This is a genomic window from Parahaliea mediterranea (assembly GCF_017255185.1).
In the GTDB taxonomy this organism is placed as follows: Bacteria; Pseudomonadota; Gammaproteobacteria; order Pseudomonadales; family Halieaceae; genus JAFKCZ01.
The window spans coordinates 222,254-246,721 of record NZ_JAFKCZ010000005.1; the positions used below are offsets into that span (position 1 = coordinate 222,254).

18 protein-coding genes are annotated in these 24,468 nt (G+C 66.7%); 9 read left to right on the plus strand and 9 right to left on the minus strand.

Annotated features, from left to right (window positions below; translation table 11 throughout):
- Positions 1-71: 71 nt before the first annotated feature.
- Complete coding sequence (locus tag JYP50_RS07875; protein ID WP_206559949.1) at positions 72-2,582, minus strand: TonB-dependent receptor; 2,511 nt, start codon at positions 2,580-2,582, stop codon at positions 72-74.
- Positions 2,583-2,698: 116 nt separating this feature from the next.
- Positions 2,699-3,850 (minus strand): helix-turn-helix transcriptional regulator, encoded by a 1,152-nt coding sequence (locus JYP50_RS07880; RefSeq protein ID WP_206559950.1) that lies wholly within the window; start codon positions 3,848-3,850, stop codon positions 2,699-2,701.
- A 358-nt stretch (positions 3,851-4,208) separates the two neighbouring features.
- Between JYP50_RS07880 and JYP50_RS07885 the strand changes: the two genes are divergently transcribed.
- Positions 4,209-5,150 carry a hypothetical protein gene (locus JYP50_RS07885; protein WP_206559951.1) on the plus strand — a complete coding sequence of 314 codons (942 nt, stop codon included), beginning with the start codon at positions 4,209-4,211 and terminating at the stop codon, positions 5,148-5,150.
- 179 nt (positions 5,151-5,329) lie between these two features.
- Here JYP50_RS07885 and JYP50_RS07890 read toward each other — a convergent pair whose 3' ends face one another.
- Complete coding sequence (locus JYP50_RS07890) at positions 5,330-7,285, minus strand: flavin-containing monooxygenase (RefSeq protein ID WP_206559952.1); 1,956 nt, start codon at positions 7,283-7,285, stop codon at positions 5,330-5,332.
- 152 nt (positions 7,286-7,437) lie between these two features.
- Positions 7,438-8,328, minus strand: coding sequence for a LysR family transcriptional regulator (locus JYP50_RS07895; RefSeq protein ID WP_206559953.1), 891 nt, complete (start codon positions 8,326-8,328; stop codon positions 7,438-7,440).
- 91 nt (positions 8,329-8,419) lie between these two features.
- On the opposite strand from JYP50_RS07895, the gene JYP50_RS07900 reads away from it, so the two are divergent.
- The 4 genes from JYP50_RS07900 to JYP50_RS07915 all read left to right on the plus strand — a co-directional run bounded on the left by JYP50_RS07900 (position 8,420) and on the right by JYP50_RS07915 (position 12,907).
- Positions 8,420-9,247, plus strand: a complete 828-nt coding sequence (locus tag JYP50_RS07900) for an SDR family NAD(P)-dependent oxidoreductase (RefSeq protein WP_206559954.1) — start codon at positions 8,420-8,422, stop codon at positions 9,245-9,247.
- Between the two features lie 38 nt (positions 9,248-9,285).
- Entirely contained in the window at positions 9,286-9,921 is a 636-nt protein-coding gene (locus JYP50_RS07905; RefSeq protein ID WP_206559955.1) for a nuclear transport factor 2 family protein, read from the plus strand.
- A 28-nt stretch (positions 9,922-9,949) separates the two neighbouring features.
- Positions 9,950-11,005: an alkene reductase gene (locus tag JYP50_RS07910; protein WP_206559956.1), complete on the plus strand. Its 1,056-nt coding sequence runs from the start codon at positions 9,950-9,952 to the stop codon at positions 11,003-11,005.
- A gap of 195 nt (positions 11,006-11,200) precedes the next feature.
- Entirely contained in the window at positions 11,201-12,907 is a 1,707-nt protein-coding gene (locus tag JYP50_RS07915; protein WP_206559957.1) for an acetolactate synthase large subunit, read from the plus strand.
- 316 nt (positions 12,908-13,223) lie between these two features.
- Here JYP50_RS07915 and JYP50_RS07920 read toward each other — a convergent pair whose 3' ends face one another.
- Complete coding sequence (locus JYP50_RS07920) at positions 13,224-13,889, minus strand: Fe2+-dependent dioxygenase (protein WP_206559958.1); 666 nt, start codon at positions 13,887-13,889, stop codon at positions 13,224-13,226.
- Between the two features lie 133 nt (positions 13,890-14,022).
- On the opposite strand from JYP50_RS07920, the gene JYP50_RS07925 reads away from it, so the two are divergent.
- Positions 14,023-14,844: a hypothetical protein gene (locus JYP50_RS07925; RefSeq protein ID WP_206559959.1), complete on the plus strand. Its 822-nt coding sequence runs from the start codon at positions 14,023-14,025 to the stop codon at positions 14,842-14,844.
- Between the two features lie 393 nt (positions 14,845-15,237).
- On the opposite strand, the gene JYP50_RS07930 is transcribed toward JYP50_RS07925, so the two are convergent.
- From JYP50_RS07930 to JYP50_RS07945, 4 genes are all read right to left on the minus strand, one after another.
- Complete coding sequence (locus tag JYP50_RS07930; RefSeq protein WP_206559960.1) at positions 15,238-17,109, minus strand: AsmA family protein; 1,872 nt, start codon at positions 17,107-17,109, stop codon at positions 15,238-15,240.
- 92 nt (positions 17,110-17,201) lie between these two features.
- Entirely contained in the window at positions 17,202-18,455 is a 1,254-nt protein-coding gene (locus JYP50_RS07935) for a valine--pyruvate transaminase (RefSeq protein WP_206559961.1), read from the minus strand.
- 92 nt (positions 18,456-18,547) lie between these two features.
- On the minus strand, positions 18,548-19,318 hold the full coding sequence (locus JYP50_RS07940; protein WP_347136744.1) for a ZIP family metal transporter: 771 nt from the start codon (positions 19,316-19,318) through the stop codon (positions 18,548-18,550).
- 11 nt (positions 19,319-19,329) lie between these two features.
- On the minus strand, positions 19,330-19,953 hold the full coding sequence (locus JYP50_RS07945) for a TetR/AcrR family transcriptional regulator (RefSeq protein WP_206559962.1): 624 nt from the start codon (positions 19,951-19,953) through the stop codon (positions 19,330-19,332).
- 167 nt (positions 19,954-20,120) lie between these two features.
- Between JYP50_RS07945 and JYP50_RS07950 the strand changes: the two genes are divergently transcribed.
- The 3 genes from JYP50_RS07950 to JYP50_RS07960 all read left to right on the plus strand — a co-directional run bounded on the left by JYP50_RS07950 (position 20,121) and on the right by JYP50_RS07960 (position 24,452).
- On the plus strand, positions 20,121-22,292 hold the full coding sequence (locus tag JYP50_RS07950) for a TonB-dependent receptor (RefSeq protein ID WP_206559963.1): 2,172 nt from the start codon (positions 20,121-20,123) through the stop codon (positions 22,290-22,292).
- Positions 22,293-22,444: 152 nt separating this feature from the next.
- Positions 22,445-22,984 (plus strand): hypothetical protein, encoded by a 540-nt coding sequence (locus JYP50_RS07955; RefSeq protein WP_206559964.1) that lies wholly within the window; start codon positions 22,445-22,447, stop codon positions 22,982-22,984.
- Between the two features lie 7 nt (positions 22,985-22,991).
- Complete coding sequence (locus JYP50_RS07960) at positions 22,992-24,452, plus strand: PepSY-associated TM helix domain-containing protein (protein WP_206559965.1); 1,461 nt, start codon at positions 22,992-22,994, stop codon at positions 24,450-24,452.
- Positions 24,453-24,468 lie beyond the last annotated feature (16 nt).

Genomic DNA, 24,468 nt, shown 5'->3' on the forward strand with positions numbered 1-24,468 from the left:
TCGAAAAAAAGGGGTCGGATACCTATTTCAAGGAATAGGTATCCGACCCCTTTTGGCTCCTTTTGGCTTTGTTAGAAGCGGTAGTCGAGGTCGAAGCCGTACATGCGCGGCGGGTTGTACACCACGCCGGCGAAGCCCACTGACTCGAAGGCGCCGATGCCGCTTTGGCGGTAGAACTCGTCGGTCAGGTTCTTGCCCCACAGGGTTGCGGTCAGGTTGCCGGCGTCCCCCAAATCGATGTCCGACAGGATCATGCGCGCGTTCACCAGGGTGAAGGCGTCGTTGCGTACGAATTCGTCGAAGCGGTTCTCGATGGTGCCGTAGGTGTAGCCGTCGCTGTAGGCCACGTCCACCCGTGCGCTCAACTGGCCGAAGCTGAAGGCGTGGAAGTCGTACTGGATGCCCGCCGAGGCGGTATTCTCCGGCGCGTTGGCGAACACGCCGCGGTCGCTCACGTCGCAGGTGGTGCCGGGGGCGCCGCAGAACTGGCCGGTGGGATCGAAGAAGCTGTATTCGTCGTATTCCGGATCCAGGTAGCCGTAGTTGAAGTTCAGGGTCAGGCCCTCCAAGGGGATGGCGATCAGTTCCAGCTCCAGGCCCTGGTAGCTCGCCGCCGCGGCGTTTTGGACCGTGCTCTCCGCGCCGGTGGTGGTGGGCACGAACTGGGTTACCTGCTTGTCGTCGTATTCGCTGTAGAAGATGGCACCGTTCAGGCGCAGGCGGTTCTCCAGCCACTGGGACTTGAGGCCAATCTCGTAGGAGGTCAGGGTCTCGGCGTCAAAGGGCTGCTGGTTGGCGATGGAGGTCCGCGACAGGAAGCCGCCGGCCTTGTAGCCGGTGGCCACGCGGAAGTAACCGGTGACATCCATGTCAAAGGCGTAGTCGAAGGTCAGGCTGCCGCTGGTGTTGTCGAAGGTGGTATCGAAGGTGCCGGAAGCGGGCAGGCCGTTGACCACCTCGTCGATGGTGATTTCGCGCTCGTCCTCGGTGTAGCGCAGGCCCAGGGTGATATCCAGCCTGTCGTCGAACGCCGCGGGGGTGTAGGTCAGCTGGCCGAAGGCCGCCCAGGCCGAGTTGTCAGTCTGGTAGCTGCGCTGGGTGCCGAAGTCGCCGAACAGGAACGCGGTCTGCTCGCGGGTGACTTCCTCGGCTTCTTCGTTGAAGTAGTACAGGCCGGCCAGGTACTGGAACTGGCCCACATCGCCCAGGAACTGGAATTCCTGGGAGAACTGCTCGTGGGATTTGCGGTTGGGGGCGCCCGCCGCGAACAAGGTGACCACGCCGCCGCCGACAGCGGTCAGGTCGAGGAAGCCGCCGCCGGACAGGCCGGTGCGGTGGTTGAGGTCCATTTCGCGGTAGCCGGTGAGGGACTTCACGGTCAGGGTGTCGGTGATGTCCCAGGTGGCGGTGACGCTGTGGCCCTCGATGTCCATCTGCTCCCGGCCGGCATAGGGCAGGTTCAGCGCGTCTTTGCGGTCCTCGTCCGCCGCCGCGGCGGCGTTGCCGTACACCCCGAGGAAGGTGCCCAGCTGGGCCTGGGCCGGGGTGGCGCCGCCGAAGGCCGGGTTCGCGGTGTTGGCGAAGGCGGTGCAGCTCGGGTCGGTCGAACACTGGCTGGATACCGGCGCATTGCCAAAGGCGGCGTAGGTGCCCAGCAGCACGGAATCGGCGATACCGCCGTCATTGGCGCCCGGCCCGAAGCTCAGGTTGGGGTCGAAATTGGCGCCGAACACCGAGGCCGGTACTGCTTCGGCGCGGGTCAGCTGGAAGGCCGCCGGGGTGCCGGTGCCATCGGTCTTGTCGAAGCTGTAGTCCACCGTAAAGGTGTCGCTGGCCGCCCAGTTCAGGGCGATGTGGTAGGCGTCGTTATCCTGTTCGCCGAAATCGTCGGCCCTGCCCTGCTGGAAGTTGGTCGTCTCATTGTCCACCCAGCCGCCCTGGGTGTTGTAGAGGTAGGACAGCTTGGCGGAAACGCCGGCAACCGTCGGCAGGTCGACGATGGTGTGGGCCTTGAGCCGGTCGTAGTTACCCACGCTCACCGACTGCTGGAACTCGAATTCGCCACTGGGCTTGGCGGTGACGATGTTGATCGCGCCGCCGGTGCTGTTGCGGCCGTACAGGGTGCCCTGGGGACCGCGCAGCACTTCAATGCGCTCCAGGTCGACCACGTCGAAGGCCAGGCCGTTGTTGCGGGCCATATAGATGCCGTCCATGTAGACGCCCACGGCCGGGTCGACGCTCATCGAGGGCTCCGGCTCGGTGATGCCGCGGATCGAGAAGTTCACCGTGGCATTGGAGGCGGACTGCCGGTGCAGGGACATGTTCGGGGTGAAATGGGTGACGTCGGTGACCTGTTCGACACCCATGTTCTCGATGTCCGCGGATGAAAACGCGGAGATCGCGATGGGCGCGTCCTGCAGGGACTCCTCGCGCTTCTGCGCGGTGACGATCACCTCCTCCAGGGCGGATGCGCGACGAGGGCTGTCAATCGGGTCCTGGGCCGCTGCCGGCGCGATCGCGGCGGCGAGCGCCAGGGGAAGCGTGGACAGGACGAAGGGGTGGCGCGGATTGCGGTGGAACATACTTGGTACCTCGATGGACCTTGTTATAGTCGGGCTCACGAGGCTAGGGAGGGCGGCTTGCCGCGGCTTCCCTCAAATGGATTAAATCGTCCCGGCGCCCGGCGTGGTATGACTATTCAACCGAGTCCCGCCACCGAGCGCAGCACCAGGCTGGCCAGGGCCGACTGCTGGTTGACACCGGCTTTCTGGAAGGCGCCCCGCAAATGGGTGCGCAGGGTGTTGCGGGTCACGTTCCACTGCGCGGCGATATCGTCCAGGCTCAAACCGTTGGCGAGGGCGATGGCGAGGCGGGCCTCGCTGGGGGTGAAGTCGAACAGCTGCTGCAGTATGCCCTGCTGCTCCGGTGTCAGCAGGCCGGGGGTGCTGATATAGATGGCGGTGCGGGGGGCGCGCTCCTGGTCCTGAACCAACAGTTTTGCATCGGATGTGTCTCCCGGCGGGACCTTGGGCAGGGGTTTAACCAGCAGGTGAAGGGCCGGCCCCGGCTGTTCCGGCGTCAGTGTCATGGCCTGGGCCAGCGCCGGGCGATCATCCTGGCTGTCGCCGCCGATCAACTCCCGCAGGCGACGGTTGTCTCCCGTCCGTAGGGCGACCAGCTTGCCGTTGCGCAGGCGGAGGGTGTCGCCGCGCGCCAGCAGGTGGTTGGCCACCGGGTTCGAGTGCACCACCGCGCCCTGGTGATTGAGCATGAGCATCCCGACTTCCAGCCGGCTGGCGATTCTGTTGTAGAGATCGCGCTCCACGGATTGTTCCCGGCTCTGGTCCAGCAGGTGCAGCAGCTCGCGCAGGTGCGGACCCAGCAGGTTGAACAGGGTCCTGTCCTGTTCGTCAAAGCGCGAATCCCGCTCGCCGCGGGAGGCGCGCAACAGCAGGCCCGCGGTGTTGTCGCGCAGGATGTCGAGACCCAGCATCTGGACATTGCCGGAGGGTAGCAGCCATTCGCGGTAGAACGGGGTCTGCCGCAGCTCCTCCATCGGAATCATTTCTTCCAGCGTGACCGCCTTGCCGTCGGGCAGGTTGAGAAAGGGGTCCAGGGCCGCGTAGTTGTCGGCGTACTGCAACTCGCTGGTGTCGTTGACCTCCATGCCGCTGACAAAACAGGCCCCCGGGTCGCCGGGCCGCGGACGGGTCAGGGCGAGAACGGTGATGCGCGCATCCATCAGCTCGCGCAGCCCTTGCAGGAACGTGCCCCAGGGCGGGTCTTCCCGGGGGCCGCGGTACAGGGCCACCAGCAGCTCGTTGAACTGTTCCAGGGTGGGTGGTTGCACTTGGGGGCTCCTCCGGCAGCCCGCTATGGGAGCGGCTATTGTCGCCGAAGGCACGGCTTGAAGACAGGGGGCGGTGGTGGGCCGGCGGGAGGGCGTAGCGTTCGGTATCCGCCGCGCGGGCAAGGGCTGAAACCAATTCGCCAACCCCTGTTGCAGCGTCAGGATTTTTTACATTTTTTAGTCGGGGGAGGTATAGGCGGTTTAATAAGCCGATGAACGGTAACTGTTTTTTGATAAATGGCCTGGTTGATGCACAAAGTTCTGAGCTGGCCCAAGCGGTCGAATGCAATGCGTTTCCTTGTTCGACGCCCCGTGGCCACTCTGGAAGCTGAGCCCGCCGAGGCAAGGGGAATGCATCATGAATAAGCCGTTTACTACCGCACTACTGAACGCGATCCAACACCCGAAACCACAACTGCTCGCCCTGCTGGCAGCGTCGGCGCTGGCGCCCTATTCGCTAACCGGCGGTGCGCAGGAAGCCTGTCTCAACGACGAGGCGCAATTCAATAACGCAGTCTGTACCGCCAACGATGTCCGTATCAGCCGGATCGATGTTCTCGATGGCCCGGTCGAGTGTATCGAGGGCGCCGACGTCTCGATCAACTCGATGGTGGCCGTACTGGAGGGCGGCGCCAAGGAACGCTACGACATCGGCATTTATTTTGCGACCGATGGCGGCGACGCAAAAGCGTCCATGAGCGGCCAGAACGATGGCTGTATTCGCGATTTCCTGACCCCACTGGGTGATGGCGATGGTGCCTTCGATGACCTGGATGGTGACAGCTGTGGCGACATTACCCAGGGAACCACGGAAATGAAGCAGCTCGACGCGGTCAATCTCACGTGCACTGACAGCGACGATAACGGGTTTCTCGACGTGGGTAGCTGCCTGAGCTGGGACAATAACACCAAGGGGGCTTGCGGCGGTGTCGACGATGTGGCACCGGGCACCCCGTCGAAGTGCAGGTGCGAACCGATACAGGTGGGTGAAATTGTCGTTATCCCCAGAAGCAGTATTGTGATTCGCAAGGAAGTCACCGGAGGCCAGGTGGATACACAGTGGGGCTTTACCTATATGGACCAGAGCTTCCAGTTGGGCGACGGCGAGCAGCACAGTCTGGAAGGCCTGACCGCCGGCAGTTACATCGTATCGGAGGATCCTGATGGTACTTCCATACTGGAGAGCATTAGCTGTGACGACGAGGACAGCACCACCGATACCGACGCCCGGCAGGCCATGGTGGAACTGGACGACGACGAAACCGTGACCTGCACCTTCACCAACGCCCTGGTCAAGTAGTCAACCGCGCACCGCGCGGCAAGGCCGGCCTTTTTCGGGCCGTACCCTCCCGCCGCCCGCCGCATCCGCGCCGGGCGGTATAATCCGCGCCAGCACTTTGCCCTTCGCTAGCCGCGCGTGGCTCCGCCGGGTTGTTCGCGGCCGGGCTGTTAGCGGCCGGGTTGTTAGCGGCCGGGTTGTTAGCGGAAGGTGTAGTCCTCCGGGTCCGGCTGCTTGGTCATCTGCCAGTACTCGATCACCCGGAAGGGCAGGTTGGCGGTCACCCGGCCCTGGTCGTTCTTGTACCAGTTGTCGACCTGGGGGCAGCCCCAGGCGGTGGCGGCGTTCACCGCGTCGACCCGTTCGTTGTAGGCGTCGTGCACGGCCTGGCGGCACTCCAGGGTCTGCTTGCCGCGCTCCAGCAGCAGGCGGATGCAGCGCAGTATGTAGTTGACCTGGGACTCGGCGTTGTGGGCGATGCTGCCGGCCACCACCAGGTTGGTGTTGGGGCCGTAGATGCAGAACAGGTTGGGGAAATTGGGCACCGTGATCCCCAGGTAGGCGCGGCCGTTGGTCCCGGACCACTGCTCGTTAAGCGAAATCCCATCGCGGCCGGTGACTGCCATCGGGAACAGGAAGCGGTCGGCGTGGAAACCGGTGGCGCAGGCGATGGCGTCGACGGCGTGCAGGCGGCCGTCGGCGGTGCGCACGCCGGTTTCGGTGATCGCCTCGATACCGCTGGTGACCACCTCGACGTTGGGTTTTTGCAGGGCGGCGAGGTAGCTGCCGTTGTCCTGCAGGATGCGCTTGCCGAAGGGCGGGTAGGTGGGCAGCACCTTGGCCAACAGCTGCGGGTCGCGCACCTGGGATTCAATCCAGGCGGTCAGCTGCTCGCGCATGACGTCGTTGGCGGCGCTGACCGAGCGCGACTCTTTCCAGTTGGGGTCCGCCTGGGTCTGTTCGTAGACCCCCTCGGTGGAGGTGTAGAACAGCCAGAAGCGATACCACTTGCTGTAGTAGGGCAGTTTGCGCAGGGCCCATTTTTGGCCCTCACCCACCGGGGTATGGTAGCCGGGGTTGGGAAACATCCACGCCGGCGAGCGCTGGAATACGGTGAGGTGCGCCGCGCACCCGGCCAGCTCGGGAATGATCTGGAAGGCGCTGGCGCCGGAGCCGATCACCGCCACCCGCTTGCCCGTCAGGTCCAGGCCCTCGGGCCATGCGGCGGAGTGGAACAGGTCGCCCTTGAAGCTGTCCCTGCCGGGAATCTCCGGCAGCTTGGGCCGGTTGAGCTGGCCCACCGCGCTGATTACCGCGCGGGCGACAAGGGTGTCGCGCTTGCCCTCGCCGTCCACCACGGTCACCTCCCAGGTGCCGCTGGCATCGTCGAAGCGCGCCGCCTCCACCTCGGTGTTGAAGCGGATGCGGCGCTTGACGTCGTAGTCCTGCGCGCAGCGGTCGAAGTAGGCGCGAATCTCGTCCGCCAGCGGGTAGTGGCAGCTCCAGTCGTGGTTGGGTTCGAAGGAATAGCTGTAGCTGTGGCCCGGCACATCCACCCGGCAACCGGGGTAGTGGTTTTCGAACCAGGTGCCACCGATGCCGGGGTTTTTCTCGATCACGGTGCAGGGAACGCCCGCCTCGTCGAGGCGGATGGCCGCCAGCACGCCGCCCATGCCGGCGCCGATGATCACCACCGGGAAGTCCGCGGCGGCGGCCTTCAGGGCCTCGGTCTCCAGTTGCAGGCCGCGGCGGTCGACGCCGTCCAGGGCGATTTCCTCGCGGATGAAATCCAGGTACTGCTGGTCGAGCTCGTGGCCGCACATGTATTCGTAGAGATGGGCGCTCACCGAGTCGTCCAGCTCGGGCAGGGTGCAACCGCGGGCGCGGTAGGCGGCGATGGCCTTCAACAGCTCCTCGTGTACCTGCTCCGCCTCGGCCCGGGTGTAGCCGCCCTCCAGCACTTCCTCGCCCCCGGCGCTGGCCTCGACCACGTTGATCATGCGCGGCGCGCGGACCCGCGACAGGACGCCGGTGTCGCCGGTCATGTGCACGATGGACATCAGCAGGGCGGGGACATTCAGCTCCCGCAGTTTGTCGCGAATCGCGTCTTCGTGCTCGGTGATAGGCTCTGCTTGGGCCTGCAGATGATGGACCATGGGCTGGGCTCCCTGTGTTTGGCGATAGTACCGGCCGGTGCTTTTTCCGCCCGGCCCTGGCCCGGCACGGACCTCCCGCCGGGTCAGTGATTCTGACCGCGAGCGCGGCGCCACACATCCTCCATATAGATGACCTGCGGTGTTGGCCGGGCTCAGTCGCTATCGCCGGCCCGTCGTTGCAGCAACGGCGCCAGAGTATCCACAAAGGCGCTCACCCGGCGGTTGTTCCGCACCTCGCCGTGGTGGCACAGCCACAGGCCGATATCCAGCGCCCTGGTGACGGGGGTGATGGCGCGCAGGTCGCCGATGTCCCCGGCGAGAAAACACCACAGGTGGCTGACCCCGAGCCCCTGGCGAACCGCCTCGCGCAGCGCGTGCCAGGAGTTGACCCGCAGGCCGACCGCGGTTTGGGCCGGCAGGTGGTGCTGCATCCAGCGGGCCACTTCGGTGTGGGCCATCTCCCTTCCCCAGCCGATCCAGCGGTGCTCGCCCAGGGGGAGGGTGGCGGGATGGTCCGCGAGGTAGCGCTCGCTGGCGTAGACCGCCCGCTGCAGTACCGCGACCCGGCGGCCGCTGAGGTAGTCGGGCAGGTCGTGGGTGACGGCAATGCCGACATCCGCCTGCCGTTGGTTGAGGCTGCTGACCGGGTCCTGGGTGTTGATCAGTTCCACGCGCACCGCCGGGTAGGCGTTGCCGAAGGCCGCCAGCTCGGCCATGAATTCCGGCCCCAGCCCCAGGGGGGCGGCGACCCGCAGGGAGCCGCGCAGTTCCCCGCCGCCCCGTGTCAGCCGGCTCTCCAGCTGGTGAGCTTCCTGCTCGAAGCGGCGGGCGCTGTCGAGGGCGAGCCGGCCCTCCTCCGTCAGCCGGTAGCCGCCATTGCCGCTCTCCAGCAGCGGCGCGTCCAGCTGCTGCTCAAGCGCGGCGATGCGCCGGGCAATGGTGGTGCGGTTGACCCCGAGTTCCTCCGCGGCGCGGTTGTAACTGCCGGCCTGGACTGTGGCGAGGAGGTATTTCAAGTCGTTCCAATTCAACATGTGCTGCATATTTGCACTCGATATGTGCAAAGTAAATCGTTTATTTGCACGGGTGGCGGGGCTAGTATGGGGCCCCTTTGCGCTACCGGGGAGCCCGATCATGACTCAACGACTGGCGGGTAAAGTCGCCATTGTGACCGGTGCCGGCCAGGGCATCGGCCGCGCCATCGCCGTGACCCTGTCCCGGGAGGGGGCCGCGGTGGTGGCGGTCGATATGAACCGGCAGGCGGTGGAGGATACCGCCGCCGCCTGCCCCGGCGAGGCCCTGGCGCTGACCTGCAACGTGACCGACAGTGCCGAGGTGGCCGCGGTCTTCGCCCGCTGCGAGGAGCGCTTCGGCCGCCTGGACATCCTGGTCAACAACGCCGGCATCGGCCAGGCCCCGGGAGACGGCTCCGACCTCTACCAGCAGCGCATGGCCGAGCGCGGCGCCCAGCTGGCCCGCGGCGAGACGCCCACGGTCTACGCCGATCACACCATCGACATGGGCGACGAAGGCTGGCTGGCGGTGATGAACGTCAATATTAACGGCACCTTCTACTGTTGCCGGGAGGCGTTGCGACTGATGAGCCGCCTGGACATCGCCGGCGCCATCGTCAACATCTCCAGCACCTCGGCCCTGTGCGGTGAGGGCGGCGCCCACTACTGCGCCAGCAAGGCGGCGATTCTCGGCCTGACCAAGTCGCTGGCCCAGGAGGTGGGCGCTCGCGGCATCCGCGTCAACGCGGTGGCGCCGGGCCCCACGCGGACTCCGGCCATGGCCGGCATCTCGCGTGAGTGGCAGGACCAGATCGCCCGAGGCGTGTTGCTGGAGCGGCTGGCCGAGCCGGAGGAAATCGCCAATGCCGTGCTGTTCCTGGCCAGTGGTGAGGGCTCCTATTGCACCGGCCAGACCCTGTGCGCCAACGGCGGCATGCACCTGCTGTAAGCGCCTGAATTTCGACCCAGAATGTAGAGACGCGAGATATGAGCGACACGATCGAAGCGCGGCTGGACCGGCTCGAATCCACCGAGGAGATTCGCCAGCTGGTGGCCAAGTACGCGCTGTCCCTGGACATGCGCGACCTCGATGCCCACGTCAACCTGTTCGCCGCGGATATCCGTGTCAGTCGCGAGAAGGTTGGCCGCGGCCACCTCAAGCGCTGGCTCGACGATACCCTGCGACTGCAGTTCACCGGCACCTCCCACCACACCGGCAACCACATCATCGAGTTCGACGACGCCGACCACGCCCATGGCGTGGTGTACTCCAAGAACGAGCACGAGACCCCCTCCCCGGGCGGGGACGAGTGGGTCATCATGCAGATGATGTACTGGGACAACTACGAGCGCATCGACGGGCGCTGGTACTTCCGCCGCCGGCTGCCCTGCTACTGGTACGCCACCGACCTCAACCGGCCCCCGGTGGGCGCGGAGAAAATGCGCTGGCCGGACCGCGAGCGCTACGACGGCGCCTGGCACGAGCTGTTCCCCAGCTGGCGCGAGTTCTGGCGGCACCCCCCCGACAGTGACGAGCCGCAGGTCGCCGCGCCGGCGCCGCTGGGGGAGTTTTTGAACACCATGCGCCGCGGCGCGGATTTCCCGCGCATCCGCGTGCGTTGATAACGATGAAGTTGAGGTGGCAAACATCATGAAGAAACTGTTCGAACCGGTCGCGCTGGGGCGCCTGCAACTGGCCAACCGGGTGGTGATGGCGCCGATGACCCGCTCGCGGGCGGGGGACGACGACTGTGTCACCGGCCTGCACGTCGAGTACTACCGCCAGCGCGCCGGCGCGGGGCTGGTCATCAGCGAGGGCACCCACCCCAGCAGGGACGGCAAGGGCTACTGTCGCACGCCGGGTATTTACAACGATGCCCAGGTCGCCGCCTGGCGCCAGGTGGTCGACGCCGTGCACGCCGCGGGCGGCGCCATGGTGCTGCAGGTGATGCACTGTGGCCGCGTGGCCCACCCCGACAACAAGGCCGCCGACGCCGAGACGGTGGCGCCCTCGGCCATCGCCGCCGGGGCGGAAATGTTCACCGAGGGCGGTATGAAAGCGATGGTCACGCCGCGGGCCCTGGCGACCGAGGAGATTCCCGGGGTGGTCGAGGAGTACCGCCGGGCTACGGAGAACGCCTACGCGGCGGGCTTCGACGGCGTGGAACTGCACTGCACCAGCGGCTACCTGCCGGCGCAGTTCCTGTCCACCGGCACCAACCGGCGCGAGGACCGCTACGGCGGCAGCCTGGACAACCGCCTGCGCTTCGTGGTGGAAGTCCTGGAGGCCATGTGCAGTGTCGACGGCGCCGACCGTGTGGGCTTGCGCATCTGCCCCGGCAACCCCTTCAACGACCTGCACGACGACAATCCGGAGGAGACCTTCGCCGCGTTGCTCGACCGTATCGACGGCATGGGCCTGGCCTACCTGCACGTCATCCGCATGCCGCGCGGCCCGGTGGACAACCTGGCCCTGGCGCGCGCGCACTTCAGCGGCCCGCTGATCGTCAACGACAGCTACAGCGCCGAGGAAGCCGACGCGGTGATCGCGGCGGGGGAGGCCGCTGCGGTGTCCTTTGGTCGGCACTTTATCGCCAACCCCGACCTGGTGGGACGCCTGAAACAGGGCCTGCCGCTGGCGGAAATGGACACATCGACGCTCTATACCCCCGGCGAGAAAGGCTTCACCGACTACCCCCTGGCCTGAAGGAAAAGGGGGGCGGATACGAATGGCACTTACACAAGTCAAAAACAGGGTATGTTGCCCTCTGTAGGGTCGAATTTATTCGGCCATTGATGCTGCGAGCACCTCTTTTGGCCGAATAAATTCGGCCCTACAACGGTAAGTTAGGGTCTTTCCAGCTATCATCCCTGATGCCATTTGCGAAAAGGGGAGAGCGGCATGACCAAGGCCTCGGATTTGCTGGTCAGGGCACTGGAGCAGGAGGGGATCGAGTACGTGTTCGGGATACCGGGGGAGGAAAACCTGGATTTCCTCGACTCCCTGTCCCGCTCGCAACAGATCAAGTTGATTCTCACCCGCCACGAGCAGGCGGCCGGTTTCATGGCGGCCACCTGCGGGCGCTTTACCGGCAAGGCCGGCGTGTGCCTGTCGACCCTGGGCCCCGGCGCCACCAACCTCACCACCGCCGCGGCCTACGCCCAGCTCGGCGGCATGCCCATGCTGATGATCACCGGCCAGAAGCCGGTGAAGAAGTCCAAGCAGGGCCGCTTCCAGATCCTGGACGTGGTGGAGATGATGGACCCGATCACCAAGTACAGCCACCAGCTGGTGTCGGCGGACAACATTCCCAGCCGGGTGCGCGAGGCCATTCGCCTGGCCGAGGAGGAGAAGCCCGGGGCGGTGCATCTGGAGCTACCCGAGGACATCGCCGACGAGGATACCGAGCAATACCCGATCCCCGCGTCCACCGTGCGCCGCCCGGTGGCGGAGGAGAAGGCCATCCGCTTCGCGGTGGAGCGCATCGCCGCGGCGCGCTCGCCGATCCTGGTGATCGGCGCCGGCGCCAATCGCAAGCTCACCAGCAAGATGCTCACCCAGCTGGTGGACCAGTTCGGCATTCCCTTCGTCACCACCCAGCTGGGCAAGGGGGTGATCGACGAGCGCCACCCCCTGTACATGGGCTGCGCCGCGCTGTCCGCCGGCGACTTTGTGCACCGGGCCATCGAGGCGGCGGACCTGATCGTCAACATCGGCCACGATGTGATCGAGAAACCGCCGTTCTTCATGCAGCACGGGCGCATGGCCCAGGGCTCGGACCACCACGAGACCAACCCGGTGGAAGTGTCCGAGGGCACCCAGGTGATCCACGTCTCTTTCCGCTCGGCGGAGGTGGACCCGGTGTACTTTCCGCAGCTGGAAGTGGTCGGGGATATCGCCAACGCCATCTGGCAGATCAAGAACGGCCTGGCGGAACGCGACGACCTCGACTGGGACTTCGCCCGCATGATGGCGGTCAAGCGCCACCACGACGCCCACATCGCCGACGGTCGTGACGACGATCGCTTCCCGGTCTACCCCCAGCGCCTGGTGGCGGAGGTGCGCGCGGCCATGCCCGACGACGGCATCATCTGCCTGGACAACGGCATCTACAAGATCTGGTTCGCGCGCAACTACACCGCCCACGGCTCCAACACCGTGCTGCTGGACAACGCCCTGGCCACCATGGGTGCCGGCCTGCCCTCGGCGATGGCGGCGCACCTGGTCAATCCCGGGCGCAAGGTGATGGCGATCTGCGGCGACGGCGGTTTCATGATGAACAGCCAGGAGCTGGAAACCGCGGTGCGCCTGGGCATGAACCTCACCTGCCTGATCCTCAACGACGACTCCTACGGCATGATTCGCTGGAAGCAGGCCAACATGGGCTTCGCCGACTGGGGGCTGCAGTACGGCAACCCGGATTTCGTGAAATACGCCGAAAGTTACGGTGCCCACGGCCACCGGGTTCAGAGCACCGCGGCACTGGCGCCGCTGTTGCGGGAGTGCCTCGATACACCAGGGGTGCACCTCATCGACTGCCCGGTGGATTACACCGAGAACGACCAGATCCTCAATGTGACCATCAAGGAGCTCAGTCGGTCGATCTAGCTGGCGGCCGGGCCCCCGGGCTGGGGTTGGTCGAATGAATTCGACCCTACGCGCTATGCGGTGCCGCCTCTCGGGCGCAATTTACTGCGCCATGGTCGAATGCATTCGACCCTACGCGCTATGCGGTGCTACCTCTCGGGCGCAATTTACTGCGCCATGGTCGAATGCATTCGACCCTACGCGCTATGCGGTGCCACCTGCCGGGCGCAAATCATTGCGCCATGGTCGAATGCATTCGACCCTGCGCGGTATGCGGCGCCACCTGTAGGGCGCAATTCATTGCGCCACTCCCCGCTCGAGGGAATTCGATGGATGGCTAGGCATCCAGCCACATACGCACAAGATTGGCGCGGATATTGGAAAGCTCGGCGATGGCCGCCGGGTCGCCGGGCTGTTCCGCCAGGCGCGCCAGGGCGCTGTCCAGGGCGAACAGCAGGCCGCGTTGCTCCGCGGAACGCACCTCGCTGCGCACCCAGCCCACCGCCACCAGCCGGGTGCCGGCGGTCACCGGTGCCACCCGATGAAGGAAGCTGGAGGGGTAGCACACCAGGGCTCCCGCGGGCAGTTTGATGGCGTCCTCCCCGGCGCCGGACTCGATGACCAGCTCGCCGCCTTCGTAGCTGTCGGGCTCGGACAGGAACAGGGTGAAGGACACGTCGGTGCGCACGCCGTCGATCTGCGGCGCGTCGATATGGGTGCCGTAGGCCATGCCCGCCTCGTAGCGGCTCAGCAGCAGGCGCGCCAGCTGGCGGGGCCGCGCCGCCGCGCGAAATACGGGGTGTTCCCACAGCGTTCGCTCCAGCAGGCGGGTGACGCCACGCACCTGGGGGTCGGTATCCACGCCCTGCAGGTTGTGTTTGACCTGTCGCGCGCGGCCCGCGGCGGTGGCCGCCCCGGATTGAAAGCGTGCCGGGTCCGCCAGTTGCTCGCGCACCGCCGCCAGGGTGGGCGCGTCGATCACCCCGTCGATGCAGGTCAACACGGGAATGACTCCCCGTTTTTCGCGCTGTTAATAAGAATCATTTTCAAATATCCTGTGCCTGGATAAACCATCCAATTTCCGCCGGCGGCCCGTTGCTCGCCCGGCATCATATCGAGACAGAGAAGGAAGCAAAATGCACAAGCGGACAAAACTGTGGTCGAGCCTGAGCCTCGCGGCCCTGGTGGGTGCCGGCGCCATCGGGGCCCACGCCCAGCACGGGGCGGACGCGGCGGCGCCGGCCCAGGCGGCGATGCCGGCCGGCGGCGAGGGCGGCGAGGGTGAAGGTGAAGGCCTGCCACGCGACGTCAATCCGGCCACCAACGATGTCGCCTACCTGACCCAGCTGGGCCTGATGCGCGGGCACCTGCTGGTGGGGCTGGAGCTGTACCGGGCCGGCCACATCGAGCACGCGCGCACCCACATGAAGCATCCCAGGAGCGAGCTGTACGCGGACCTGGTGCCGGCTTTCGAGGCCCGGGGCTCCAGCGGTTTCGGCGGGCAGCTCGGCGCGCTGACCCGGGCGGTGGAGAGCGACGACAGTACGCCGGAAGCCGTGGAGGCGGCTTACACTGACGTGCTGGCCGGAATCAGTGCCGCCGAGGCGGCGGTGGGCGGCGCCAGTGCCGCGCTGCAGATCCAGGTGGCGGTCAACCTGTTGCGTACCGCGGCCGAGGAGTACGGCATTGGCGTGGTGGACGGCAAGGTCGTCAACGGCCACGAGTATCAGGACGCCTACGGCTTTACCCGCACCGCCCGGGCGCGGATCGAGGGCATCGACCCCGGCGAGGACGCCGAGCTGGCCGCCGGCCTGAACACCATCGAGGGGTATATTCAGGAGCTGTTCGATGCCGGCGCCTGGCCTTCGGTGATGCCGCCGGAAACCCTGGAAGCGAACGCCTCGCTGTTGTTTGGCGCCGCCGCGCGGGTGGAGATCGTGGGGCTCGGTTTGCGCTGAGTGTCCGCGTTCCCGGTCGAATGAATTCGACCCTACAGGGGGTTATTCCCCAGGGTCGAATTTTATCGACCAAGCGCCGGCGGAATGAATAACCCCAAAAGAGGGGCCGGTTCTCCGCCCGACAGGGGTGCCCATTCGACCCGGGGCGCAGGCGGAATGAATTCCGCCCTACAGGGGTGCTGATGCAGGGTCGAATTCATCCGACCGGGGAGCGGATACCAATGTAGGGTCGAATTCATTCGACCGAGAGCCACCCCAGCAAGAGCCACCCCAGCGCGGGCTACCCCAGCGCGGGCCACCCCAGCAAGGGCCACCCCAGCAAGGGCCGCCCCAGCAAGAGCCACCCCAGCAAGAGCCACCCCAGCAAGGGCTGCCCCAGCGAGGGCTGCCCCGTCACTCCTTGCCTTTGTCCTTGTTCAGTAGCTTGTCGAACAGGCGCCCGGCTTCTTTTTGCACCTTGCGCTGAACTTCGTTTTTGGTCAGTTCCTCGACGATCTCCCCGCTGTCCACCTTGCACCACTGCCCCGGGTCGCCGCCCAGGCTGCCCGCGCAGTTCACCGGCCAGTCGATGGCGGTAAAGCGTTCGTTGACGCGGCAGGCGGGGTCCATTTCCGACAGCCCCTGGTCGAGGCGGGCCTTGAACACCGCCTCGAAGCCCTGCGTCTCCAGGTCAATATCGCCGGTGCCGGTCAGCGCCACGTGTGGCAACTCCGCCCGCAGCGGGGCCAGTCGCGCCACGCCCTGTTCCACCTGGATGTCCACGGTTAGGGCCTCGAAGGCGCTGTCCTCTGGCAGGTCGGCGGACAGTTGTTCCCGGTTGACCAGGGCCACGGTCTTGCACAGCATGCGCTCGATGCCCATGCCGTGCAGTACCAGTTCACTGGTGTGCAGGGCGATCGGGCCGTGCAGCTCGCGCCGCAGGGCGTTGGCGGTGGCGCCACTGCTGGCCAGTTCCCAGTTCAGGTTGGCCTTGCCGCCGACCGTCGGCTCGGCCTCGAGGGCGCGAAGCAGTTGCGGGATGTCCAGGCCGCTGACGCTGCCCTTGGTGTCCAGGCGGGCACTGTTGTGCTTGCCGTCGATGGTGGCGCTCATTGACAGCTCGCCGCCGTGGACCTGGCCGCTCAGGCGGTTGACGCGCAGTACCCCGTCCACGGCCCGCAACTTCAGCTGCAGGTCGTGGATGTCGTGGGCGTCGACGGTGGCGGTGTCGACGCGCAGGTCGACACGGCTGTCGATGGCGCGCAGCGCATCCAGGGGCAGTGGTTCGTCGCCGGAGGCCTGTGCATCGTCGTCGTCCTCCTCGCTGGCGGCGTCCGGGCCGGCGAGCGCGAGCAGCGCCGGGCTCAGCTGGTTGAAGTGCAGGTCGGCGTCGATCTGGGGGCTCTCGAAGGTGGCGTAGCGCACCTTGCCCTGGCCGCTGGCGGCGCCGATGGTTAGTTGCAGGTCGAGGTCCGCCGCCAGGCGTTGCAGGTCGGCGGTGCCGGTCGCGCTCAGTTCAAGCGGTTGCGTGGTGGCCCCGGATACGGTGGCGCTGAGTGCCGGCAGGGTCAGGGCCTGCGCCTGGGCATCCAGGGTAAAGGTGGTTTCCAGTGCCACCTTCACGGGCTCGACACCGTCGCCACGGGGCAGGATCAGCGCCAGCCTGAACGGCACCGGCCGGCCCTCCAGGTTGAGGTCGCTGGCCTCCAGCCGGTCGATGTCGATCACCGTGTGCTCGCCGTTGCCCTCGGCCAGCAGCACCACCCGCGAGTTGGCCAGCGAGAGGTGGCCCACTTCCAGCGCCATCGGCAGCGCGAGGGCGTCACCCGCGCCGCCGCGCCGTCCGGCCTGCGTGAGCGCCTCGCGGCGGGCGGTGTAGTAGGCGTCCAGTTCGGCGTCGCTCATTTCGCTGGTATCGACGGCGGGTTGTTTGGGGGCCGGCGGCACGTTGACCAGCAGCCCCTTCAGTAACAGCGCTTCGATTTCCACTTTGCCGGAGAACAGGGGCATGAGCTGCACGCCGATATCCAGCGAGCGCGCGCTGAGGTCGGGCTGGGCCTCTCCCGGGAGGGCGAGTTCGACTTCATCCAGTTCCAGCGCAATGCGCGGCAGCAGGCTGAAGCTGGCCCCGCCGTTGACGGTCAGCGTGGCGCCGGTCCGCTGTTCAAGGGTGTCCGCGGCCAGCGCCATCAGCCTGTCCTCGTCGACCAGCAACGGTATCAACAGCGCCGCGGCGACCACCAGCAGGACGGGTACGGCGATCAGGTACAGCAGGACGCGCGGCATGGAGACTCCTTGTCGTGATTTGGGGCTATAGATTAGCAGACAACATTATGCGCGCTGCGTTGCAGTGAGTGTGAACCGGCCCTGGTTCGCACTCAGCCGCCGTAGGCCCGCGCCACTTCGTCGGCGATGATGGCCACGCCGCGTTTCACGGTGTCGGCGTCCTGGGCGTAGGACACCCGCAGGCACTCGTGCTTGTGCGGCCAGGACTCCTCCAGGCCGACGAAGAAATTGTGCCCGGGCACCACCAGCACCCCGCGCTGCTTGAGGCGCTCGTACAGTTCCTGGCTGGAGATCGGCAGGCCCTCGAACCACAGCCACAGGAAAATGGCGCCCTCGGGCTTGTGGATGTGGTAGGGCAGGTCGCCGAGTGCCTCGCGGAACCACTGCAGTGTTTGCTGCGAGCGCTCGCGGTAGAACGGCGTGATGTAGTCGCGCGACAGGCTGAGGATTTCGCCGCTGGCGAACAGCGCCCGGGCGAGGGCGGGGCCCAGGGTGCCGCTGGACAGGCTGACGATGGTGTTGGCGTTGGTGAAGGCGCGGACAATATCCTCCCGGGCGACGACGATGCCGGTGCGCGCGCCCGGCAGGCCCAGCTTGGACAGGCTGAGGGCCAGGATGGTGTTGTCGTTCCAGTGACACTGCGCGGATTCGAACAGGATGTTGGGGAAGGGCAGGCCGTAGGCGCCGTCCACGATCAGCGGTATGTCGCGCTGGCGGGCGATCTCGTCCAGGTGGACGATTTCCTCGTCAGTGAGCACATTGCCAGTGGGGTTGGTGGGACGGGACACGCACAGTGCGGCGGCATCCTCCGACAGCGCCAGGCGTGAAAAGTCCACGTGGTATTTGAACAGGTGGTCGTCGAGCAGTTCGATACTCGGTCGGCTGGCCCGGAACAGATCGGGGCCCAGGCCGGTATCGCCGTAGCCAATGTACTCCGGTGCCAGGGGCAGGTGGATATGGCGATGGCTGCCGTCGCCCATGTCTCCGGCCAGCATGTTGAACAGCACGAAGAAAGCCGACTGGCTGCCGTTGCTCACCGCGATATTGTCAGCCGTGACCTGCCAGCCCATCTGGCGGCGCAGGAAGGCGGCCAGTTCCTCGCGGAACTCGCGGTCGCCCTGGGGTGACTGGTAGATACCGAACAGGCTGTGGCGCTGTTGCGGGTCGGCCATGATGGCCTCCAGCCGCTGCTGGAACACGGCTTCCACTTCCGGCAGGCGCCCGGGATTGCCGCCGCCCATGAAGATCATGTCCGGGTTGTCGCTGAGCGCGGCCCCGAGGTCGTCCATCAATTGTACGATGCCGGACTGGCCGGCGAATTTCTGGCCAAAGGCAGAGAGTTTCACTGTATTACCCGTTCATTGTTACTGCTGGTTGGAAACCGCTATCGGCGGGATGGGGATGATATTTATAGAGTAGCGCGCTCGCAATAGCAGTGCTAGCCAAAGGCCGCGCTGGCGCAAAAGGCCAGCAGGAAGCCGAAGGCGGCGATGGGGCCGGTCACGCCGTGCATTTCCTCGAAAGCCTCCGGCACCATGGTCTGGATAATCATCACCAGGATGGCCCCCGCCGCGGTGGCCATGGCGAAGGCGATGTAGGCGGGACCCAGCTGGCCCAGCACGCTGTAGCCGAACCAGGCCGCGCCGGCGGAGGCCAGGGCGATGGCGGTCCACAGGCTGAACACCGCCGCCGCGGACTTGCCGGCCTGGCGCATGCCGGCGGCGCTGGACAGCCCCTCGGGGACGTTGGAGATAAAAATCGCGAATACGGTCACCAGCGCCACGCCCTTGCCGTCCAGCAGGCTGACGCCGATGGCCGCGGATTCGGGGACACCGTCGAGCAGGGCGCCGAGGGCGATGGCCGCGCTGGCCGCCGGCGCGCTGACCTCGCGCCGCGCCCTGGCGGGCGGACGCCGGGAGTGCTTGCGGTGGCGGGCGCCGTAGAGCGCCAGCACGGCGTTGGCCCCGGAGTAGATGCAGACGCCGAAGGCAAAGCCCGCCGCCGCGGCGGGCAGGCCGCCACCGGCCACCGCGCTCTCCATCAACTCCAGGGTCAGGGCGGATATCAGCACCCCGGTGCCAAAGGCCATGACACTGGCGACCGCGTGCTGCGGCAGCCGCGCGAAGTAGCCGATGGCCGCGCCCAGCACCAGGGCCAGGCCGGACAGGCCGCCCCACAGCGCGGCCTGGGCGGCCAGCGGCAGGTCCACGCTGGCGTCCCTCAGTCCGTATGGGGCAGTAACAGGGCGCGGGCGCTTTTGTGCAGCAGGCCGCGAAAGGCTTCCAGCTGTTCCGGCGCGGCCGGATCGTAGCTGCGCTCCTCGCCCAGCAACTGGCCGGTGGCGGCGTAGTAGATGGGGCTGGCGCCGAGCAGGTGGAGCAGGTGCATGGGGTTGGCCGGCGCCAGCTCGCCGCTGGCCTGGCCCGCGCGCACCACCTCCTCCCAGGCCTGCAGGGCGATGGCCGAGATACGCACCGGCGCCGAGGCGTTGGGGTAGGTATTGGCGCTGTCGCGCAGCAGTAGCCGGGGCACGGTGGGGCGCTCCACCATGAAATCCAGCCAGCTGTCGATCAGCGACAGCACGCGATCGATGGCCGGCGCGTCGGGGTCCAGGGCCTGCCGGGTGCGCGCCATCATGGCGTCGAACACGCGCTGTTCCACGGCGTCGTAGAGCTCCTGCTTGCCCGAGAAGTAATACACGATGGAGGCGCGGCGAATCCCCACCGCCTGGGCCACGTCCTCCAGTCGCGCGGCGGAATAGTCCTGCTCGGCGAAGATGGTTTCGGCGGCGTCTAGTATGCGCTCCCGGGTCTGCTCGCCCCGGCTGACTGGTACTGCTCCCATGGTGCTCCCGTTAACCCTGCTGGCTCGCCGCCTATCATAGGCGGCCGCGTCGACAACGGAAACTGTATGTTCCCCCGTCTTGAAAATCTACCTGCGTGTAGGTAGTCTCGCAAAATCTACCTGCACGAAGGTAGGTAAAACTGTTTATAACAATGAGGTTTTCAGCCATGAATACCCCCCGCAAGCGACCCCTGGCCCGTCTGGCCGGGGCCCCGATGTTGTCCGCGTCTGTGCTGGCCGCGCCTTTGCTGGCCACCGCCCAGCCCATGCTCGAAGAGGTGGTGGTCACCGCCCAGAAGCGCGAGGAGTCCCTGCAGGACACCCCGATTTCTCTCGCCGCCCTGGGCAGCGACGAACTGGAGACCCGCGGCATCGAGGATTTGACCGACCTGCGCAGCGTGGTGCCCAACCTGCAGCTCACGCCGCACCCCAACAGCGCCGCCACCGCGCGGATCTATGTGCGCGGCATCGGCAACAGCGACGACCAGATCACCCAGGACCCCAGCGTGGCGGTGTACATGGACGGCGTGTACCTGGCGCGCACCCAGGGTCTGGCCATGGAGGCGGCGGATATCGCCCGCATCGAGGTGCTGCGCGGGCCCCAGGGCACGCTCTACGGGCGCAACGCCACCGGCGGCGCGATCAATTACATCACCGAGCAGCCCTCTATCGGTGAGTGGGGCTTCAAGCAGCAGTTCACCGCCGGCAGCCGCGACTTGTTCCGCTCCAAGACCACCGTCAACGTGCCCCTGGGCGATACCCTGGCGGCGCGCGTCGGCTACGTGACGGCGAGCCAGGACGGCTTTATCGACAACGCCGGCGGCGGCGAGTCGCGCTTCGGCGATCGCGAGCGGGACGCCTGGCGGGCGGATGTGCTGTGGCGGCCGGCGGACACCTTCAGCCTGCGCTACGCCTACGACCGCTCGGATATCGGCGACAGCCCGGTGTACGCCGCGGCGGTCCCCCTGTACCCGCGGACCGCGCCGATACCCGACGCCGGCGACCCCGCGGTGCAAAATGTCGAGGCCAACGACGTGACCGCAGATGGCCACAGCCTGGTGGCCGCCTGGGACGTCTCGCCACTGGTGACCCTGAAATCGATCACCGCCTACCGCTCCCTGGATAACTACCAGAACATGGATTACCACACCGGGGTGTACGGCCCCTTCCCGATCTTCCGCACCAGCTCGGACATCGAGCAGGAGCAGTGGAGCCAGGAGCTACAGCTGCTGGGTGAATCCCGGGACGGCGGCCTGCAGTACATCGCCGGCCTGTACTATTTCGACGAGGACGGCAGCTATTTCAGCGACACCCTGGTGCCGGCCAACAGCATCCACAGCCTCAACCTGGGCGATATCGCCAACGAGGCGATCGCCGCCTTCGGCCAGGCCACCTGGACCCCCGACATCCTGCGGCAACGCCTGCACCTGACCCTGGGCCTGCGCTGGTCCGAGGACCGGCGCGAGGCGTCGAAGGCCGAGGCCATCCAGCCCGTCGGCACCGACATCGTGATCCCGCGCGGCGCCGGCGCGGGCGACAACACCTTCACCAACACCAGCCCCTCGCTGGTGGTGGCCTACGACCTCGGCGACGACATCAACCTCTACGCCAAGCTGGTGGAGGGCTACAAGACCGGCGGCTTCAATACCCGCGCCAGCAGCATCGAGGCCTTCGAGCGCGGCTTTGGCGAGGAGACCCTGACCTCCTACGAAATCGGCGCCAAGATGGAGTTGTGGGACCGCCGCCTGCGCGTCAACGCCGCGGTATTCCAGGCGGACTACGAGGACATCCAGATCAACGTCCAGTCCGACCCCGGGGACATTAGCCTGACCGACGTGCTCAACGCCGGCGAGGCGACCATCACCGGCTTCGAGCTCGACGCCACCGCGCTGTTGTTCGAGGGCTTTAGCGCCAACCTGCGCTACGGCTACCTGGACGCACAGTACGACGAGATTACCGACGCCACCGGCGCCGACCTCAGCGACCTGTTCCGCTTTACCCAGAGCCCGCGCAACACGGTGACCGCCGATCTCGACTACACCCTGCCGCCGCTGCCCTTCGGCGAGCTGCGGGCCAACCTCAACTACAGCTGGCAGGACGACAAGTTCACCAGCAGCACCGCCGAGTCCGGCGAGTACATCGTCGGCGACTACGGCCTGTTGAACGCGCGCCTGACCCTGTCGCGGCTGCCGGTGCCGAGCGGCGACCTGCGCGTGGCGCTGTGGGGCAAGAACCTGGAGGACAAGACCTATTACATCGCCCACTTCAACGCCGGGGTGCCCACCGCGATGTTCGGCGAGCCGCGCACCTACGGCATCGACCTGATCTATGAGTATTGAGGCCATTCGGGCCCCGGCCCCGGGGCGACCTCCCGGGCGGTATGCCTGACAGCGCACGGATTGTAAGCGAGAATTAAACTCATTATCATTACTGCTTTGTCCGGTTCCCGATCTTGTGGTCGGGGCCGGTATTTCAGGCAGTGGGGTAATCTGTGTACGCGTGGTTGGGTGTCGTTCTCGGGGCCTCCGGGGTGCTCGGGCTTTACAGTTCCTGGCGGCGGCTGGCGCTGTCCGGCGGCCGGGTGGTGGCCTTGAGCTGGTTGCTGATCGCGGCCTCCCCGTGGGCCTGGAGCCGGGCCTGGGGCGCTGAGTTCGGTATCAGTTTCGCGCTGATTGCCCTGAGTCTGCTGGGCGGTTTGCTGGTGCTGTTCAATTTCGAGGTGCGCGAGCGCAAACAGAGCCGCCCCGCGTCCACCCAGGCGGTCGCGGTCGACCCCCGCTCCTGGGGCCGCCACCTGTTCCTGTTTTTCGTTGTGGTGCCCCTGGCCGGCGCCGCGTCCATTTTCTCCACCGTGCTGCTGTGCGGCCTGTTGCCCTGGCATCCCACCGACAAGATGGTGTTGGCGGTGTTACTGGTGCCGGTGGTCTGGGGCCTGGCGGCCTACTGGGCCTGTGCCGATACGCGCCCGGCGCGGCCGGCCGCCGCGCTGCTGTGTGCCGCCACGCTGCCGGCGCTGATGCTCTTGCTGTGAGGACCCCATGAAACTCGCCCTGTCCCCCGCGCTGGTCAAGCAGTCCCTCGCCAGCCACTCCTGGCTCGGCCTGCTGGCCGGGGCGCTGATGTACCTGGTGTGCCTGTCGGGCACCCTGGCGGTGTTCTACCTGGAGTTCGAGCGCTGGGAGCAGCCTGCGGCGGAGGAATACCTCGACTACGATCCGGCGGTCTTCGACGGCGCCTACGCCGAGGCCCTGGCCCGGGACGGCGAGCCCACCGAGCACGTCTACATCGGCCTGCCCCGGGCGGACATGCCCCGGGCCACCGTGGCCACCGATAACGTCGGCTGGTTCGTCAACCGCGACGGCAGCCTGGGCGAGCCGGTGGCCCACGACTGGACCCATATCCTGCTGCACCTGCACCTCTACCTGCACCTGCCGGAAGCCTGGGGCATGATCGTGGTCAGCCTGCTCGGGGTGCTGCTGTGCGGCTTGATCGTGTCCGGCCTGCTGGCCCACCCGCGCCTGTTCAAGGACGCTTTCAGCCTGCGCCTGCGCGGCTCCAAGCGCATGGAGCAGGTGGACATCCACAACCGCCTCAGCGTCTGGGGCACCCCCTTTCACTTGATGATCGCGGTCACCGGGGCCTATTTCGGCCTGGCGGCGCTGATCACCCTGGTGATCGCCAAGAGCTTCTACGGCGGCGATACCGACGCGGTGGTGGCGGAGATCTTCGGCGGCGAGCCGCGGCTGGAACAGCAGCTGCAAGGGCCGGCGGCGGTGGGCAGCGCGGTGAACCAGGTGCGCGCGATGGCGCCGCAGGTCACGCCCTTCTACGTCACCCTGGAAGCGGTGGATACGCCACAGCAGTTCATGCTGGTGGGTGCCGAGTACCCGCGGCGGCTGATCTACGCCGACCAGTTCCGCTTCGACAGCGCCGGCCATTACCTGGATCGGGTGGGTTTCGCCGATGGCGAGGCCGGCAAGCAGGCGATCTTCTCGGTCTACCGCCTGCACTTCGGCCACTTCGGCGGTTTGCCGGTGAAAATCGCCTACGTGGTGCTGGGGCTGGCGCTGACCGTGGTGTCGGTGTCCGGCATCAATATCTGGTTCGCGCGGCGCAAGGGCCGCGATGCCCTCAACAGCCTGTGGACCGGTTTTGTCTGGGGCAGCCCGCTGGCGCTGGCGGCCAGCGCCTTTGTGCAGGTGATCCTGAACGTGCCCGCCACCGCGGTGTTCTGGGGGGTGTTGCTGGCGGCCTGCGGCTTCAGTCGCGTGCTCGATGAGGACCGCCGCGCGCGTCGCCACCTGTTGTGGGCGGGGGCCGCGGTAATGCTGGCCCTGGTGGTGGGGCACGCGCTCAAATTCGGCGCCGCGGCGCTGTCCGGCGCGGCGCTGTGGGTCAACCTGTCAGTATTGGCCACCGCCGTGATTTTCGCCCTCGCCGCCCTGCGGCCCCTCGGACCGGGGCGGGTGGCGGCATCCGCGGTGCCCGACCCCATCTGACAGTTACCCGGGGGCC

What these genes read in the sequence shown, in the direction of transcription:
- JYP50_RS07890 (WP_206559952.1), bottom strand. Translation starts at nt 7,285, where the DNA reads ATGGTCCATCATCTGCAGGCCCAAGCAGAGCCTATCACCGAGCACGAA.
- JYP50_RS07905 (WP_206559955.1), top strand. Translation starts at nt 9,286, where the DNA reads ATGAGCGACACGATCGAAGCGCGGCTGGACCGGCTCGAATCCACCGAG.
- JYP50_RS07875 (WP_206559949.1), bottom strand. Translation starts at nt 2,582, where the DNA reads ATGTTCCACCGCAATCCGCGCCACCCCTTCGTCCTGTCCACGCTTCCC.
- JYP50_RS07910 (WP_206559956.1), top strand. Translation starts at nt 9,950, where the DNA reads ATGAAGAAACTGTTCGAACCGGTCGCGCTGGGGCGCCTGCAACTGGCC.
- JYP50_RS07930 (WP_206559960.1), bottom strand. Translation starts at nt 17,109, where the DNA reads ATGCCGCGCGTCCTGCTGTACCTGATCGCCGTACCCGTCCTGCTGGTG.
- JYP50_RS07925 (WP_206559959.1), top strand. Translation starts at nt 14,023, where the DNA reads ATGCACAAGCGGACAAAACTGTGGTCGAGCCTGAGCCTCGCGGCCCTG.
- JYP50_RS07900 (WP_206559954.1), top strand. Translation starts at nt 8,420, where the DNA reads ATGACTCAACGACTGGCGGGTAAAGTCGCCATTGTGACCGGTGCCGGC.
- JYP50_RS07945 (WP_206559962.1), bottom strand. Translation starts at nt 19,953, where the DNA reads ATGGGAGCAGTACCAGTCAGCCGGGGCGAGCAGACCCGGGAGCGCATA.
- JYP50_RS07895 (WP_206559953.1), bottom strand. Translation starts at nt 8,328, where the DNA reads ATGCAGCACATGTTGAATTGGAACGACTTGAAATACCTCCTCGCCACA.
- JYP50_RS07950 (WP_206559963.1), top strand. Translation starts at nt 20,121, where the DNA reads ATGAATACCCCCCGCAAGCGACCCCTGGCCCGTCTGGCCGGGGCCCCG.
- JYP50_RS07915 (WP_206559957.1), top strand. Translation starts at nt 11,201, where the DNA reads ATGACCAAGGCCTCGGATTTGCTGGTCAGGGCACTGGAGCAGGAGGGG.
- JYP50_RS07885 (WP_206559951.1), top strand. Translation starts at nt 4,209, where the DNA reads ATGAATAAGCCGTTTACTACCGCACTACTGAACGCGATCCAACACCCG.
- JYP50_RS07960 (WP_206559965.1), top strand. Translation starts at nt 22,992, where the DNA reads ATGAAACTCGCCCTGTCCCCCGCGCTGGTCAAGCAGTCCCTCGCCAGC.